At 65.6% G+C, this 15,867-nt stretch carries 14 protein-coding genes; 6 read left to right on the forward strand and 8 right to left on the reverse strand.

The annotated features are described in order from the left end of the window. The first annotated feature begins 77 nt into the window (after positions 1-77). Positions 78-1,085 carry an acyl-CoA thioester hydrolase/BAAT C-terminal domain-containing protein gene (locus KUV82_RS09155; protein ID WP_219953989.1) on the forward strand — a complete coding sequence of 336 codons (1,008 nt, stop codon included), beginning with the start codon at positions 78-80 and terminating at the stop codon, positions 1,083-1,085. Here KUV82_RS09155 and recN read toward each other — a convergent pair. Beyond that, positions 1,082-2,746, reverse strand: coding sequence for a DNA repair protein RecN (gene recN, locus KUV82_RS09160; RefSeq protein WP_219953990.1), 1,665 nt, complete (start codon positions 2,744-2,746; stop codon positions 1,082-1,084). The two genes, KUV82_RS09155 and recN, sit on opposite strands and share 4 nt — an antisense overlap. Positions 2,747-2,948: 202 nt before the next feature. On the opposite strand from recN, the gene KUV82_RS09165 reads away from it, so the two are divergent. Then, positions 2,949-4,037, forward strand: a complete 1,089-nt coding sequence (locus tag KUV82_RS09165) for a GGDEF domain-containing protein (protein ID WP_219953991.1) — start codon at positions 2,949-2,951, stop codon at positions 4,035-4,037. 4 nt (positions 4,038-4,041) lie between these two features. On the opposite strand, the gene KUV82_RS09170 is transcribed toward KUV82_RS09165, so the two are convergent. The 3 genes from KUV82_RS09170 to KUV82_RS09180 form a co-directional block, all read right to left on the reverse strand. Beyond that, the gene (locus tag KUV82_RS09170; RefSeq protein WP_219953992.1) at positions 4,042-5,025 is read right to left on the reverse strand and encodes a calcium/sodium antiporter; all 984 of its coding nucleotides are present in this window, start codon (positions 5,023-5,025) and stop codon (positions 4,042-4,044) included. Continuing rightward, the gene (nhaA, locus tag KUV82_RS09175; RefSeq protein WP_219953993.1) at positions 5,022-6,224 is read right to left on the reverse strand and encodes a Na+/H+ antiporter NhaA; all 1,203 of its coding nucleotides are present in this window, start codon (positions 6,222-6,224) and stop codon (positions 5,022-5,024) included. Before nhaA ends, KUV82_RS09170 begins: the two co-directional genes overlap by 4 nt. Positions 6,225-6,314: 90 nt before the next feature. Continuing rightward, complete coding sequence (locus KUV82_RS09180; RefSeq protein WP_219953994.1) at positions 6,315-6,476, reverse strand: hypothetical protein; 162 nt, start codon at positions 6,474-6,476, stop codon at positions 6,315-6,317. Positions 6,477-6,974: 498 nt separating this feature from the next. On the opposite strand from KUV82_RS09180, the gene KUV82_RS09185 reads away from it, so the two are divergent. Next, the gene (locus KUV82_RS09185) at positions 6,975-7,277 is read left to right on the forward strand and encodes a hypothetical protein (protein ID WP_219953995.1); all 303 of its coding nucleotides are present in this window, start codon (positions 6,975-6,977) and stop codon (positions 7,275-7,277) included. A 60-nt stretch (positions 7,278-7,337) separates the two neighbouring features. Here the strand turns inward: KUV82_RS09185 and KUV82_RS09190 are convergent, their stop codons facing one another. Together KUV82_RS09190 and KUV82_RS09195 are read right to left on the reverse strand one after the other, a co-directional pair. Next, positions 7,338-9,578: a TonB-dependent receptor gene (locus tag KUV82_RS09190; protein ID WP_219953996.1), complete on the reverse strand. Its 2,241-nt coding sequence runs from the start codon at positions 9,576-9,578 to the stop codon at positions 7,338-7,340. Between the two features lie 162 nt (positions 9,579-9,740). After that, positions 9,741-10,544, reverse strand: a complete 804-nt coding sequence (locus KUV82_RS09195; protein ID WP_219953997.1) for an outer membrane protein assembly factor BamD — start codon at positions 10,542-10,544, stop codon at positions 9,741-9,743. 177 nt (positions 10,545-10,721) lie between these two features. On the opposite strand from KUV82_RS09195, the gene KUV82_RS09200 reads away from it, so the two are divergent. Continuing rightward, positions 10,722-10,901 carry a Flp family type IVb pilin gene (locus tag KUV82_RS09200; protein WP_219953998.1) on the forward strand — a complete coding sequence of 60 codons (180 nt, stop codon included), beginning with the start codon at positions 10,722-10,724 and terminating at the stop codon, positions 10,899-10,901. A 21-nt stretch (positions 10,902-10,922) separates the two neighbouring features. Here KUV82_RS09200 and proB read toward each other — a convergent pair whose 3' ends face one another. After that, positions 10,923-12,071, reverse strand: coding sequence for a glutamate 5-kinase (gene proB / locus KUV82_RS09205; protein WP_219953999.1), 1,149 nt, complete (start codon positions 12,069-12,071; stop codon positions 10,923-10,925). 248 nt (positions 12,072-12,319) lie between these two features. On the opposite strand from proB, the gene KUV82_RS09210 reads away from it, so the two are divergent. Together KUV82_RS09210 and KUV82_RS09215 are read left to right on the forward strand one after the other, a co-directional pair. After that, on the forward strand, positions 12,320-13,069 hold the full coding sequence (locus tag KUV82_RS09210) for a pyrroline-5-carboxylate reductase family protein (RefSeq protein ID WP_258319704.1): 750 nt from the start codon (positions 12,320-12,322) through the stop codon (positions 13,067-13,069). Between the two features lie 43 nt (positions 13,070-13,112). After that, complete coding sequence (locus tag KUV82_RS09215) at positions 13,113-14,378, forward strand: glutamate-5-semialdehyde dehydrogenase (protein ID WP_219954001.1); 1,266 nt, start codon at positions 13,113-13,115, stop codon at positions 14,376-14,378. On the opposite strand, the gene KUV82_RS09220 is transcribed toward KUV82_RS09215, so the two are convergent. Next, positions 14,379-15,812: an O-antigen polymerase gene (locus KUV82_RS09220; protein ID WP_219954002.1), complete on the reverse strand. Its 1,434-nt coding sequence runs from the start codon at positions 15,810-15,812 to the stop codon at positions 14,379-14,381. Between the last annotated feature and the right edge of the window lie 55 nt (positions 15,813-15,867).

Genomic DNA, 15,867 nt, shown 5'->3' on the forward strand with positions numbered 1-15,867 from the left:
CGAAGAATCGTTGCTTCGTCCTTGCTCGTCCTCACAAGCCTTTGCACATACCGGCGAGCGGGAACAGGGGAGCGGGAATGCGTACACGCAGCAAAGTGGGGATCGGGTGCCTGGTCATCGTGCTGGCGATCGTCGGCGTGGGTGCCTTTATGTGGTTCACCCGCGAACCGCGCCCGATCGTGGTCGCCGAAGCCGGGGCTTCCGGCGAGCGCGTGATGCTGGGCGACACGCCGGCCAATTTCTTCCCCGGTGAAGGCGATGGCCCCCGCCCGGCTATCCTGCTGCTCGGCGGCTCGGAAGGCGGGCTGAAGGAATCGCGCAACGTCTTTGCAAGGCAGTTGGCGGCGGAAGGCTATTCGGTGCTCTACCCCGGCTACACCGCGACCGGCGAGGCGAACCGCGCCTTCAACATGGTGCCGCTGGAGATTTTCGACGCCGCGCTCGACTGGCTGGAAGCCAATCCCGCCATTGCCGATGGGCCCATTGCCGCCATCGGGCACTCCAAGGGCGCCGAGGGCGCGCTGTTGCTCGCCAGCCGCGATCCCCGGATTGTCGCCGTGATCGCCGCCATGCCGAGCGACGTCGTGTGGCAGGGCTTCTCCTTCGACCAGATCGACATGTCGGACCTCAAATCCTCCTGGAGCGCAGGCGGCGAGCCGGTGCCCTACGCGCGCTACGAGATGCTCGCCTGGCACGAATGGTTCACCGGCGCGACGATGCTCGACATGTTCGAAGGCAGCCGCGCCGCGGCCGATGGCAATGCGGAATCGATGCTAGCCATCGAGAAAATCGGCGGGCCGGTGCTGCTGATCTGCGGCGAGAAGGACAATCTCTGGCCGGGCTGCGCCATGGGCCGCAACCTTCGCGAACGGGCCCAAGCTGCGGGCAAGATCGATGTAGAATTGCTCGCCTATGAAAAGGCGGGCCACTGGGGCTTCGGTGCCGCAAGCGACCTCGCCGAGGGCGATACCCGCCTATTGGGCAGGATGGGCGGCACTTTGGAGTCTGACATGGCGGCGCGCGCGGACCAATGGCCGAAGATCCTGGCGTTTCTGGAACAGGCTTCAGCCCGCAACGGGGACTAGGCCCCCTCCAGCAACCGGTCTGCCTGCGCCCTTGCTTCCGGCGTCACTTCCGCGCCCGACAGCATACGGGCGATTTCTTCCTTGCGGCCGTCTTCGTTGAGCAGGGCTACGCTGGTCTTGGTGACCGTGCCGTCGCTCGACTTGGCGATCATGTAGTGGGTGCGGCCGCGCGCGGCGACTTGCGGGCTGTGGGTCACGGCGAGCAATTGCCCGTCCGCCGACAGCCGCGCGAGGCGTTCGCCGATGGCGCTGGCCACCGCGCCGCCGACCCCGCGGTCGATCTCGTCGAAGATCACTGTCGCCGCCCCACCCTGTTCGGCCAGCGCTACCTTGAGCGCGAGGATGAAGCGTGACAGCTCGCCGCCGCTGGCGATTTTGGCCAGCGGGGCAAAATCGGCGCCGGGGTTGGTGGCGATGAGGAATTCCACGCTGTCCATGCCGGCCGCGCCCCATTTGTCTTCGGGCAGCTCGGTCACGGCGGTCTTGAAGCGCGCGGCATCGAGCTTGAGCGGGGCAAGCTCGCGCGCCACTGCTTCGTCCAGCCGCAGCGCGGCGGCCACGCGATTGGCATGAAGCGCCTCGGCCTCGGCGCGGTAGCGGTTGCCAGCGTCCTTCGCGGCCGCCTCCAGCGCGTCAAGCTGGGCTTCCCCGCCCTCGATGCTTTCGAGCGCGGCGCGCATCTCGCGCATCTTTTCGGGCAGCTCGTCCACTTCGCAGCGGTGCTTGCGGGCGAGCGCGCGCAGTTCGAACAGGCGCGTTTCGGCAGCGTCGAGCGCGGCAGGATCATGGACCAGCGCTTCGGCAGCGGCTTCCAGCTTCTCTTCGGCCTCGCCCGCTTCGATCACCGCGCGGTCGAGCGCGGCGAGCGCTTCGGTCAGCAGCGGGTGCTCGGGCGCAATCCGGTCGAGCCGCCGCGCCGCGACCCGCAAATGCGCCAGCGGCGAATCCGAGCCTTCCCACAAGTGGCGCAGCTCCTCGAGATCGCCCGAAAGCTTCTCGCCCTTCTGCATGCCGGCGCGCGTTTCGGCGAGGCGCGCTTCCTCGCCCGCTTGCGGTTCCAAGGCGGTGAGTTCGGCAAGATGCGCGAGCAGCAGGTCCTGGTCCGCCTTGGCGGTTTCGACCGCTTCGCGCGCTTCGGCCAGCGCCGCTTCCGCCCCGCGCCATTTGGTCCAGGCCCCGGAAACCCGATCGGTGTCGGCATCGGCAAATCGGTCGAGCAGAGCGCGGTGGCCGCGCGGATTGACCAGCCCGCGATCGTCGTGCTGGCCGTGGAGCTCGACCAGGAAGGCGGCCATCGAGCGTAGCAGGCCGACGCTGACCGACTGGTCGTTGACGAAGGCCTTGCTCTTGCCATCGGCCTTGAGCTGGCGGCGCACGATCAGCGGTTCGCCTTCCTCGATCTCGATATCGGCATCTTCGAGCAGTTCGGCAAGACCTTGCGGCAAGGCATTGAATTCGAACGTCGCGATGGCGCTTGCCTTGTCTTCCCCGCTGCGCACCAGCCCGCTGTCGGCGCGGTTGCCGAGAACCAGCCCCAGCGCGTCGAGCAGGATCGACTTGCCCGCCCCTGTCTCGCCCGTCAGCACGCCGAGCCCCCGCCCGAAGGCTAGGTCAAGCGCCTCGATCAGCACGATGTTGCGGATGGAAAGCCGGGTCAGCATTGCCCCATGCTCCTAGCCAATGCGGAGCGCCGAGTCAGCAGGGCTGACACCCGCAATCGACAAGCGTGAAAACACCGCACTTTCGCCCCGCGCGTAAACACTGATTTAGCTTTTGATGCATAGGGGATATCCCGTGCTTGGGCGACTTCGCTTAACCGGGCTCCTTGGCCCTGAGATTCCCGCGCATCTGCGCGAACCCTTCGTGCTGCTTACCGCGCGCCATATGCGCGGGCAGGCGCTCATCATGTTCACCGGCTTCCTGGCGAGCCTGCCGCTCGTCCTTCTGGCGACCAACACCAACGCTCCGCTCGTCGTATCCTTCGGCCTGCCGGGTGTGATCTTCATCCTGTGCATCACGGGAATTGTCGTCCTGCGCCACCGCTTCGACTTCGTGGACGGAACAAGGCAAGCGCAGCAGGCGATCGGCTCGATCTGGCGTCTGTGCCTCGCCACCGCCATCATGGGCAGCTTGTGGTGCGTGTGGAGCTGGGCCGCGGCGGCTCCGCAGGACAAGCTCTACTTCCCCGCGATCATGTCGCTCGGCGCGCTCACGCTGGGGTATTGCCTGACAGCGGTGCGCCGCGTGGCCGTGACAACACTGCTCATCACCATGCTTCCCATCGCGGTGGCGCTTGCCAGCACCGGCGAGCCGATGAACCTGATCCTGGCCGGCTGCCAGATGATCGCCGTGGCGTTCCAGATTTTCCTGATCAACCGGCACCAGTCGCTGCTCTTGGAGATGGTCGAGGCGCAGGCAGCGGCCGTGCAACAGGCACGGCGCGACCCGCTCACCGGTCTTGCGAACCGCCGCGCGCTGATGGAGCGCTTCACGGCGCTGGCGGAGCGCGGAGAGCATGTGCGCCTGATGGTGGTCGATATCGACCGCTTCAAGGCGATCAACGATCGTTTCGGACACGATATGGGCGACGAGGTGCTACGGGCCTTCGCCCAGATCCTGTCGATCCACGCACGCGGCGACATTTGCGCCGCGCGGCTTGGCGGAGAGGAATTCGCCCTGCTGGCGAGCTGCGAGGCGCTGGATCCTGCCCTTGCGCTGCAGTTGCTGGGCGAAATCCGCGGGGCCTACATGCCGCATGGCGCGCAGATCACGGCCAGCATCGGGGTCGCCGATGCCTTCATCCACGAAACCGAGGACTGGACCGCGCTCTACGGCAAGGCCGACCGCGCGCTCTACCGGGCCAAGAACGATGGCCGCAACCGGGTGGAGACCTTCGCCTTCGACCTGGAAGACGAACGGCCCGCAGCGCTGCCCCTGTCGCGCTCGGCCTGAGGCTTCAGCCCTGCAGCACCGCCATGGTCATGAAGACCGCGTAACCGGCTAGCAGCACCGCACCGGCTGCACGGCCGACCTTGCCAACCGCATAGACAAGCACGAACACCCCGATCATCGCCGCGGTCATCACGCCGATATCGAACGGCAGGAGCGACTGCGGAATGCCGCCTGGCGCAAACATCATCGTGACCCCGCCAATGCCGAGGATGTTGTAGATGTTCGATCCCACCACATTGCCATAGGCGACCTCCGGTTCGCCCTTGCGCGCAGCGACCAGCGAGGTGACCAGTTCGGGCATGGAGGTGCCGATGGCGACGATGGTGAGGCCGATCAGCGTCTCGCTCACGCCGAACAGCCGCGCGAGGTCGATCGCGCCCGAAACCAACATCTGCCCGCCCACGATCAACAGGGCGAAACCCGCCAGCGTCAGCAGGATGGGCTTGCCCCAACCGTTGCGCGGCGGGTGCAGGCCCGCATCGCTCATCTCGAGCGCTTCGGACCGGTCGTAGGCCGCGTTGTGCTGGGCTTTGGGCGCGCGGTTGCGTTCCTCGAAGTAGCAATAGCCGAGGTAGACAAACAGCGCGAGGAGCATGGCCGCGCCGATCCAGATCGTGCCGAGTGCGGCCACGGCCAGACCTGCAAAGAGCAGCGCGGCGAGCGTCGCGACGCCGGTGTCGCGCAGCACGGCCCCGCGGCCCACGATGATCGGCGTGAACAGGGCCGCCGCGCCCAGCACCAGCAGCGTGTTGGCGATGTTCGATCCAACCACGTTGCCCCATGCGATCTCGGGCGAGCCGGCAAGCGCCGCCTCCACGCTCGTCACCAACTCGGGCGTCGAGGTGCCGAAGCCCACGATCACGAGGCCAATGACGAGCGGGGTCACTCCGGCGCGCTCGGCAAGGCCGACGGCACCGCGAACGAGCACTTCTCCTCCGGCCAGCAGGGCGACGAGCCCGGCGACCACGAGCAGCACAGTGAGGGTCATGCAGTTTCCTTATTGGTTTCCGTCGGCGTGGCAGGGTCCGGTAGCGCCATCCGCAGCAGGACGTAACCGGCAAGTGCCGCGATGGTTGAACCCGACAGTACGCCCAGCTTCACCGCATCCACCTGCGCCGGGTCGGCGAAGGCAAGGTTGCCGATGAACAGGCTCATGGTGAAGCCGATAGCAGCGAGCAGGCTGAGCGCATGGATCTGCCGCCAGTTGACGTCCTCAGGCAGCTTGGCGAGCCCGGTTTTCACCGCGACCCAGGCAAAGCCGAAGATGCCGACCTGCTTGCCGATCAGCAGGCCCAGCGCGATGCCGAGCGGCAGCGGGTCGAGAACGGCGGAGGGCGACAGGCCGATCAACGTCACGCCGGCGTTGGCGAAGCCGAAGATCGGGATGACGAGGAATGCCACCCAAGGATGCAGCGCATGCTCCATGCGCTCGAGCGGACGCGAGGCACCGCGCGCAGTCAGCGGCACGCACATGGCCGCTGCGACACCGGCCAGCGTCGCGTGGACGCCTGACTTGAGGATGAAGGCCCACATCAGGATCGAGAGCAGGACATAGGGGATCGACGATGCGATCCTGAGGCGACCGGTCAGGCCGAGCAGGACAAGCACGATCGCGCCCGCCCCCAGCATGCCGAGGTCGATGTTGCCGGTGTAAAAGACCGCGATGATGGCAATCGCGCCGATGTCGTCGATCACCGCAATGGCCAGCAGCAACGCCTTGAGCGCGACCGGCACGCGCGGGCCGAGCAGCATCAGGATGCCCAACGCAAAGGCAATGTCGGTAGCGGCCGGAATGGCCCAGCCCGCCGCGTTGGCGGGCTCGCCGGCGTTTATCGAGAGATAGACGATCGCCGGGATCGCCATACCGCCCACGGCCGCGACCAGCGGGAGGGAGGCCTTGTCCCAGCTCGACAACTGGCCTTCCAGCACCTCGCGCTTCACCTCAAGGCCGACGAGGAAGAAGAACACCGCCATCAGGCCATCGTTGATCCACAGCAGCAGCGGCTTGTCGATCACGAAACCGCCAATGCCCGCCACGACCGGCACGCCCAGGAGGGCGTTGTACTGGTCAAGCAGCGGGCTGTTGGCGACGATAAGGGCGAGAATGGCGGCTACAATCAGCGTGATGCCGCCGGCGCTTTCCTTCTGCAGGAAGTCGCGCAGCATGGGCGCAATGGCCTTGACCATGATGGGCTCCGGAACGGTTCGAAAAGGGGGGCTGCGGAAGGCGGGGGTCGGGACAGGCCTTCCGCAGCCGGGGGGAGGCGATAGGCAGCGTCAGGCGAGCGCAGGTGCGGGCGACAGCCGCGCGAGCGCACGCTTGGCGCGCTGCTTGAGGCGCGCAAGGCGGAAGAGTTCGCCCGCATCGGGGCGCCGCTTGCGCCGTTCGAGGCGCAAGCGCTCGTCGATCCGCTGGTGGATCTGGGTCAGTCGAAACATTCGGGCCGTCATCCTAGGTCTCCTTGCGAGAGGCGTTTGGGTGATCGGATAGCCGATGCGGCTGTCAGGCTGGCTTTGGGGAGGGGGAAAGGGCCCGCCAGCGCATCGGCTAATCCGATACGGTCCGACATCACGCTTGCCAGTTCAGGCAGGCGCCAGAGGGGCCCGGTCCGCATTGACTAAATGCGACAGGATCGATCCGGTTTCAAGCAATACCGAAAAAATTTTCGGATGCGGTCCCCGAGGGGGCGAGTCGCCGGACCACCGGCCGCCACAAAGCGTGTCACTTTGCAACAGTTTGGGCCCTGTGTTCGACTCCGGAAAATCAGCGTGCTAGATGGTTAACGCTTCATGATTGCGAAGCCTGGCGGGGAGAGACCAGGCCGCAACTCGGGCGCTCATGAACAGGGATGGCTACGGGTAAGACCCGGCCTGCGGTCGCATCGACCCAAACGGTCCTGCCTGACAGGACCCGATGTTCAGATGGAGAGAGACATCATGAAAAAGCTGATTTGTGCCGCGGTTGCGGCAGCCCTGGTGATTCCCGGTGCCGCGATGGCGAGCCACCCGCAAGGCAATGGTCCGGGTGGTCAGGTGAACCAGAACAATCCGGACGGATTCAAGAACCGCGGCCAGTGCCAGTCAGCGCTGAGCGCCGAAATCAATCGCCAGCGCAAGAATCCGGAAGAGCGCGTTCCCTTCCGCCAGGACCAGAAGGCCTCGGACTTCCAGCGCGACATGCTCGATCGTTTCGAGTGCCGCTCCGAAGACGACGGTCCCTATCGCGTCTATCTGCGCTGAGGATAGCCCGACCAGCAGAGGCCCGCGCGGAGCGATCCGCGCGGGCCTTTTTCGTGGCCGTCAGAACAGCTTGCGGATGCGCAGGCGAACCGCCCTGCCCTCGGGATCGAGATAGGCAGGCAACAACGCCCGAGGCGTGCCTCCGCTGGCATCGCGCACCCTTCGCCGCGTGTTGAAGAGATTGTCGACCTCGAGGCTCACCCGCAGCCCCTCGGCCCAGCGATAGCGGGGCTCGGGCGGAAGGCGCTCGCCAAGGTCAACGAAGGCCTTGAGGTTGAACTTGGCGAGCGAAGGGTATCGCAGCGGTCCGCGCGTCCCGTCGCTTTGCACAGCATCGCGCACCGTGACTGCACTCTCCCACTGCGCCTCCAGCGTGCCGCCGATGCCGCCGCGCCGCCAGGTCGCGTCGCCAGAGAGGCGGTGGCGCGGATTGGCGCCCGCGCTGCCACCGAGATAGTCGATCACCGGCGATGTTCGGAACGCCTGCAAGCGGTCCGTCAGAGCTATGGTGTGCGAGAGGCCGAGCAGCAGCGCCCCACCCCCGCGCCCGCGGCGAAACTTGCCGGTCACGGCATCGATGTCCTCGTCTCCGCTCGAGGGCGGGCGATAGGTGCGCGAGAAATTGAGCGACCAGGAAAGGCCATCCCTGTCCCTGCGGAAGAAGTTCACCGGCCGCGCATCGATCAGCAGCAATTGCCCATTGGCATCCCGCACGAAACGGGCCGGATAGGCGGCCGCGAATTCCTCGCTTGCAAGCGACACGTTCCCGCTCGCGTTGCGCCCGCGAGACCGGCGGTAACTCGCTTCGAAACGCAGGTCAGGCACGAACAGGGGCGATATCGAAAGCGACGCGGTGAAGCGGCGCGCGACCGAAGGCAGCAGTGCGGGATTGCCGCCGTCGAGCCGGTCCGCGTCGACCGTCTGCCCGGTGAGGAAATCATAGACACGCACGTTGGGCGTCACCGTCAGCGGCGCGGCGAGGTCGGAGACGCCTGGCGCGCTTTCCTCGCGCGACCACAGGGCGCGCAGCCGCAGCGTCTGGGCCGGCCGCCAGGTGAAACCGGCCGAGAGGATGTCCACCGGCGCATAATCCGACGGATCGGACAGGCCGTAGCGCAGCTCGCCGGAAAGCGCGCCAAGGCCCGGATCAACCGCACCGCCCAGCAGCGGGATCGAAAGGCCCAGCTCGCCGCCGAAGGTCCGGCGGGATTCGGCCAGGCGCCCCGCCGCAAGGCTGCTGCTGCCAGCGGTGCGCTCATACGAAGCCGTCAGCCCGACATCGGCGTAGAGGCCGCCCGCGGGCAGTTCGACCACATCGCCGCTGAGCGTGATCTCCGCTTCGGCAAGCGTCGTCTCGTCGCGCGACCGCTCGCCCACCACGCGCCCGCCAGAAACGCGCTCGAAACGCGAGCGATCATCGAAATGGTCGATGCCGGCGCGCGCGAACCAGGTCCACGATCCGATCACGCCGCTGGCGCTGCCGGCAAGGCTGACAGAGCGGCTTCGCGCGGAGCGTTCGAGCGCGCGCGGGTTCGATGGCGGACCGACCCTGCCCGAGCGCGCGGCGCTGTCGCGCTGCACCAGCGTGGTGGTGAGATCGAATGCGGTCCCGCCTTCGGTCTCGGTCGCCCAGGTCAGATTGAGCCGGACACGCTCGCTGGCGGGCAGCAGCGTGCGGAACGCCGCCTCCCGGCCCGGCAGGTCGCGCTGCGCCTCGGTCAGCGAATCGCGGCGCGTGTACCGGCCCGAGATGTTCCAGCGCTGCGAGCCGGCGATGCTCGAATAGCCGAGATCGGCGCGGTAGGTGCCCCTGCCCCCCTCGATTGACGCACCCAGCCACCCTTCCGTGGTCAGGGCCCCGAAACTCTCGCGAAGGATGAGGTTGAGGACTTTGCGATCGCCTGCGAAGCCGTAGCGTTGGGCTACCTCTTCGGGCAGGATTTCGATCCGGCGCAGCGCCTCGGCCGGAAAGGTGTCGATGCTCGACAGGCTCGCCACCCGCTTGCCATTGACGAGCACCAGCGGTCCGTTGCTGCCACTGCGCGCCTCGCCATCGAGCAGCCTGAGGAGCTCGGCAATATCGGCGGCGGCAAACGCGGCGATTTGCGCCTGGTCGAATTCGACGAGCGGCGGTCCGTCGAAATCGACACTTCCGCGCATGTCCTGTCCGATGACGACGATGGGTTCCCCGCTGCGCGCATCGGGGTTCCCCTCGGTCGATGGCGCCCGGGAGGTATCGCCCGCCGCCAGGGGCGCGGCCAGCACACCGAGGAGCGCCGCGAGAGGGATGAGTCGTCGCACACACCGGAGACTGCGCCCTAAGCGCCTCGGAATCATCCCCCCGGGCGTGTTTTCACGGGCAGCGTCCCACGTCGAGATACGCGCGGCATCTCAGGCGCCACACGGCTAGACTTAAGGCAACTTAGAGAAAAAGCCTGCAAGTTCCTGCAGGTGCTACCGAAATCAGCTCGGTGTTACGCCCGCCGCGTGGTCCTGCACCAGCTCGTACGCCTTGTCGTACCATTCCGAACCGGGGTAATTGGCGCCGAGAACGGCCGCGTATTTCACCGCTTCTTCGGGAATGCCGAGCGCCAGGCTTGTCTCGGTCAGGCGGTACAGGGCTTCGGGTGCGTGGCTGGTGGTCTGGTAATTGTCGACCACGTTCTGGAAGCGGATCTGCGCTGCGATCCACTTGCCCGAACGTTCGTAATGACGCCCGATTTCCATTTCCTTGCCCGCAAGGTGATCGCGCACGAGGTCGATCTTGAGCCGCGCATCGGTGGCGTAATCGCTGTTCGGGAAACGGCGATTGATCTCGTTCAGCGCGGTCAGCGCCTGGTCGGTGATCTTCTGGTCGCGCTGCACATCGCTGATCTGCTCGTAATAGCTGAGCGCGATCAGGTAGAAGGCGTAAGGCGCGTCCTTGTTACCCGGGTGGATCTGCAGGAAACGCTGCGACGACTGGATCGCCTTATTGTAATCCTGCGCGACGTAATAGCTGAACGCGCTCATCAGCTGTGCGCGGCGGGCCCAGGGCGAATAGGGGTGCTGGCGCTCGACCTCGTCGAACAGCGCCGCAGCAAGCGGGGCCTGCCCGCGATCGAGGCGACGCTTGGCTTCCCAGTAAAGCGTTTCCACGTCGCGCGCGACATAGGCGGTGTCCCGCGGACCATCGCTGCGCCCCGCGCAGCCAGCGGTCAGGAGGGTCGCACCCGCAAGCGCGGCGCCGAGAAGAAGTTTGCTCGTGGAACGGTTCTGGGTCGTCATGGGAAGCAGCCTATAACCAGCCGCCCGATGAACGCCAAGTGAAGTTCGACGGTCTGTCCCCCGTGCCTGCCGGCCCGCCATGGTTAATTTCGGGTAACCGCGTCCATGCAGGGCGCGCTAAGACGGAGCGTGCCAGATGGAGCTTCCCGAATTGGGGAATGTTGACGCGAGGGGCCGATGAAACGCCTGGCACATATCTGGAAAGACGAGCGTGGTGCGACCGCGATCGAATACGGCCTGATCGTGGCCCTCATCGCCATTGCGGCCATCGTCTCGCTCCAGGCGCTCGGCAACGAGCTCTCGACCACGATGAACACGGTCTCGACAACCATGAGCGCGGGCAACGCGAACGTCTAAACCGCCCTGCCCGCGCATTGTTCAGGCCGCGCAGACGATCTCTTCGGGCGCATCCCACAACAGGTGGCGGGTTTCCAGCAGCACGAGGTTCGCGCCGCGGATGATCTCGCCCTTGGTGCGATAGCCCAGCAATTGCTCGGCCGGCGTATCGGGATTGTTGATCAGCACGCGCAGTTCCTCCGAGGTGAAGTCGCTGAGGCCGCGGGCGCGTTCGACGCCCTTGCTGTCATAGATGTGCAGTACGTCGCCGCGGGTGAAATCGCCCGCCATGGACGCAATGTGCTCGCGGCGGATGGGCTGCTTGCCGTCGAGCGAATCCTCGAACGCCTCGGTCACGACAACGCTGCCGGCCATCTGCAGGCGGTTGGCAATCCAGCTGTCCCAGCCTGACAGGGGGTTTGGATGCGGGATGATACGGGTAGCGCGGCGGGTTCCGTCCAGCACGTGGGAGACGGGGCGATCAACCTCGCCCTGCGCAATCCAGGTGGTGACGCCCGCTTCCTGCGCCATGTTTGCGGCCTGCAGCTTGGTGCCCATGCCGCCGGTGCCCAGCGTGCTCTTGCCCTTTGTGGCGTCCATGTAGAGGCTCACATCCTCGACCTCGGGCACGAATTGCGCGTCCGGATCGTCGGGATTGCGATCGTAGAGGCCATCGACGCCGGTCAGGATCACCAGGTCGTCTGCGCCCACCATCTGGGCGACCTTGGCCGCCAGCCGGTCGTTGTCGCCGACGCGGATTTCCTCGGTCGTGATCGTGTCGTTCTCGTTGACGATGGGAACCACGTCCGCCTCCAGCAGGCGATGGACCGTGTTGCGCGTGTTGAGGAAGCGCCGGTGGTCCTCGAAATCCCCCAGCGTCAGCAGGATCTGCGCGATCTCGAAACCGAATTCGTGCCCGACCTGCTTATAGGCGTTGAGCAGCAGGGGCATCCCGCAGGCAGCGGCGGCCTGCTTGTCCGACACGCCGGCGCTTTCGGGCGTTTCGCCGATGAGGCGCAGGCCCAAAGCCACGGAGCCGGAGGAGCAAAGAATTACATTCGTGCCCTCCGCGCGCAGCTGTGCGATATCTTCCATCAGCCGCTGCAGGAAACCGTAGCGGGGCGTGAGGAGTTGCTGGTTGGCGAGGAGGGCCGAACCGATCTTGACGACGATGTTTCGCTTCTGGGTCATATGCTCTAAAATTGCTTAGCCTTGAAATATCTGGAAATTAATATAGATAACCATGGTGCACTGCACAACAGCAAATCTTGATAATATCGTTAACGAAAGACGAGCGCTGAATTCACAAATAATGAAGTACAGTAATCGGCTATCAACGGTACTATAGGAAAGTAGGAATAAGTTTTTAGTTGAGCCAAATGGCTCGGAAACGGATTTTAGTCATCATAAAGACTATCTGTATTGTTGGATGCGGAAAGATGGGTTCCGCTTTATTGTCGCAATGGGTCAAGGGGCCCGAAGCGATTACCGTCGTTGACCCGGCTGGCAGCGACGTTCCCGATGGCGTGACGCTGGTGAAAGACCGCGCCGCGATCACCGGCCAGAGCTTCGATTGCATCGTCGCGGCGGTGAAGCCGCAGCTGATCGACACGGTCATGGCCGACTATGCCGAACATCTCGCGCCCGACGGCTATGTCCTGTCGATTGCGGCAGGTTATTCCGCGACGCGCCTCTCGCAGCTCATCGGGGACGCGCCCGTCGTGCGCACCATGCCCAACCTCCCCGCTGCCATCGGCCGCGGCGTGAGCGGTGTGTGCCCCGGGCCACATGCGACCGATGCGCACCGCGCCCACGCGGAAGGATTCATGGGCCGCGCCGGCACCGCCGTGCTGGTCGACAGCGAAGAGAAGCTCGACCGCGTTACCGCCGTTGCCGGATCGGGCCCGGGCTACGTCTTCGAGATCGCCCGCGCCTACGCCGAAGCGGCGATGGCGCAGGGTTTCGAGGAAGAGGAAGCGCGCACCATGGTGCTCGAAACCATCGGCGGCGCGATCGCCATGGCGAGCGCTCCGGGTGCCGATGATCTCGAGACGCTCCGCAATTCCGTCACCAGCAAGGGCGGCACCACCGCCGCCGGCCTCGACGCCCTCAACGGCGACGGTGGCCTTTCCACCCGCCTGCATGATACATTGCAGGCCGCATATGAGAGGGCAGTCGAGCTGCGCTGATCCCACGCGCGCCCTGCCCCGCCATACGAATACGAGAGATTACATGACCGACCAGACCCTCGACCCCCAGATCCATATCCACGAGCTCGGCCAGCGCGCCCGCAAGGCTGCCCGCGGCCTGCTTGCCGCCTCGACCGATGCCAAGAACACCGCGCTGCACGAAGCGGCCTCTGCCCTGCGCGCGCGTACCGGCGAGCTGCTGGAAACGAACGCTGCCGATGTCGAAAGCGTGCGCGGCACCAAGCCCGACAGTTTCATCGATCGCCTGGCTCTCACGGAAGACCGTGTCGAAGCCATGGCCGGAGCGCTGGAGGAGATCGCCGAGCTTCCCGATCCCGTCGGCCGCACGCTCGCGACGTTCGAGCGTCCCAACGGCCTCAGCATCGAACGGGTCGCCGTGCCCATCGGCGTGATCGGCATGATTTACGAAAGCCGCCCCAACGTGGGCGCGGACGCCAGCGCGCTGTGCCTCAAGTCCGGCAACGCCGTAATCCTGCGCGGAGGCAGCGAGAGCCGCCATTCGACCCGCGTCATCGTCGCCTGCATGCGCGCAGGCCTCAAGGCCGCAGGCCTGCCCGAAGACGCGGTGCAGACCGTCCAGACCACTGACCGCAATGCGGTCGCCGCCCTGCTCAAGGCCGATGAATTCGTCGACCTCGTGATCCCGCGCGGCGGGCGCGGCCTGGTCGAGCTGGTACGCGACCAGGCGAGCGTGCCCACGCTCCTCCACCTCGACGGCAATTGCCACAGCTATGTCCACGCGGCGGCCGATGTCGACAAGGCCGTGGCCGTCATCCGCAACGCCAAGCTGCGCCGCACCGGCGTGTGCGGGGCAACCGAAAGCGTGGTCGTCGACCGCGCGATTGCCGAGGCCTTCATTCCCAAATTCGCCGATGCGATGGCGGGCGACTGCGAACTGCGCGGCGATGCCGAAGCGGTCGCGATCGATGCGCGCCTGAAGCAGGCGAGCGAAGACGACTGGAGCACCGAATACCTCGACCCCATCGCCAGCGTGAAGGTGGTCGACGGGCTCGAAGAAGGCATCGCCTGGGTGGACGAGCATTCCAGCCACCACACCGATGCGATCATGACCGAGGACGCAGACGCCGCCCGGGCGTTCATGACCGCGATCGACAGCGCCATCGTCATGCACAACGCCTCCACCCAGTTCGCCGATGGCGGCGAGTTCGGCATGGGCGCGGAAATCGGCATTGCGACCGGCAAGATGCACGCGCGCGGGCCCGTCGGGCTCGAGCAGCTGTGCAGCTTCAAGTACCTCGTCCACGGCGACGGCCAGACCCGGCCGTAACTAGCCCTCCGGCGTCGGGACCTGCCGCGCAAGCGCCGCGCGTCGCTCGGCAGGTGTGGGCGCGGCCGGGGCAGTCATCCCTTGCCCCGGCATCGCGCGGGCCGGCAGCGGCAGGCTCTCTGGCCCCGAGCGGGGCCTCAGCAACCGCTCACTGAGCCAAAGCGCCACCACGGGAATAGCGAAGAAAAGCCCCTGCTTGAGGATCGTGATGATCATCCCGTCACGGAACGCGATTATGCTCGTCCCAAGGAACAGAGCGTAAGTAACGGTCGCGAGCACTGTCTGGCGGCTTGAAGCGAAGGCCCGATAGGCCGCGCAATAGATCAGCGCAAAAAAGGCCGACCAGAGAACGACGCCGACATAGCCCAGGCTGAACCAGCCCACCCCGGGAAGCGACATCGTCATCCCGATCGGCTTGCCATAATTGTAGAGGTCGACGGGCTTTATGGGCGCGCCATAGGGCTTGTCTTTCCACAAGCCTCTTGGGATCGGCTCGGTCAGGATTTGCAGATTGTGCAGGAAGTAGTCGTAGGTCCCCGACCTCTCCGGGACGACGTGCACGACGTATTCGAAGAATTCCAGATTGCCGAAATCCATATGCTCCAGCGGCGCGAGATCGGCTTCCGAATAATAGACGATTTCGGGCTGCGCCTCGCCCGTCAGCGCTTCGCGCACGCCCGCACCGCGATCGGCTACGACCGCCGAGAAGGCGAGGTACAAGGGCACCAGGCCGGCCACGATCCACAGGTTGGGCCAGCGCGAGCGGCGATCGACCAAGAACAGCAGCGCCAGCACGAAACAGGCAACAACCACTTCACCGCGACCGCCTATCCCAAGGCGCAGAACGGCAAAGAGAGCGAAGGGAATGAAGCTCCACCAGCGAAAGCGGTTGAGATAGGCGAACAGCGCGCCGAGCGAGACCAGGAAACCGGTCAGCGATATAAAGTACCCGCTCGCCGCAACAAGACCCTGGCCGCCGGTTCGCGTATCCATTTCATTGATGGCCAATCCGGTGGACTTGAAGCCCCACAGCCAGATCAGCGCCCATAGGCAAAGACCCGAGAGGACCGCGAAGGCCGGCAGATAGCGCACCATCATGCTGGCGCGGCCCTGTCGCTCTGCCGTGCTCTGCCGGAACTCCAGCGGTGGGCACAGGACCATGCACAGGCCGACCATCACGAACAGCCCGAGGTTGGCGGCAAGCAATGTGGTGACCTTGGTGTCCAGCGACGGGGTGAACCCTATCGAGGCGTAGATGCTGCGGAAGTCATAAACTCGCGCGAAAAGCGGGCGGATGACGAAAACCAGCCCGTGAAAGGCCAGATAGACCGTCGCCGGGTTGAAGATCGAGGCGGCGGGATGCCGCAGGTAGATCGCCAACAGGGCGAGAAACGCAAAGGTCGATCCACCGAGAACTATGTCGTAAAGCGGCATGGAATCAGTGCACCTTGCCGTTGGGAAGGTGCGGCAACCCGATACACAGGCGCAA

It is taken from the genome of Qipengyuania flava, assembly GCF_019448255.1.
Taxonomy (GTDB): domain Bacteria; phylum Pseudomonadota; class Alphaproteobacteria; order Sphingomonadales; family Sphingomonadaceae; genus Qipengyuania; species Qipengyuania flava_A.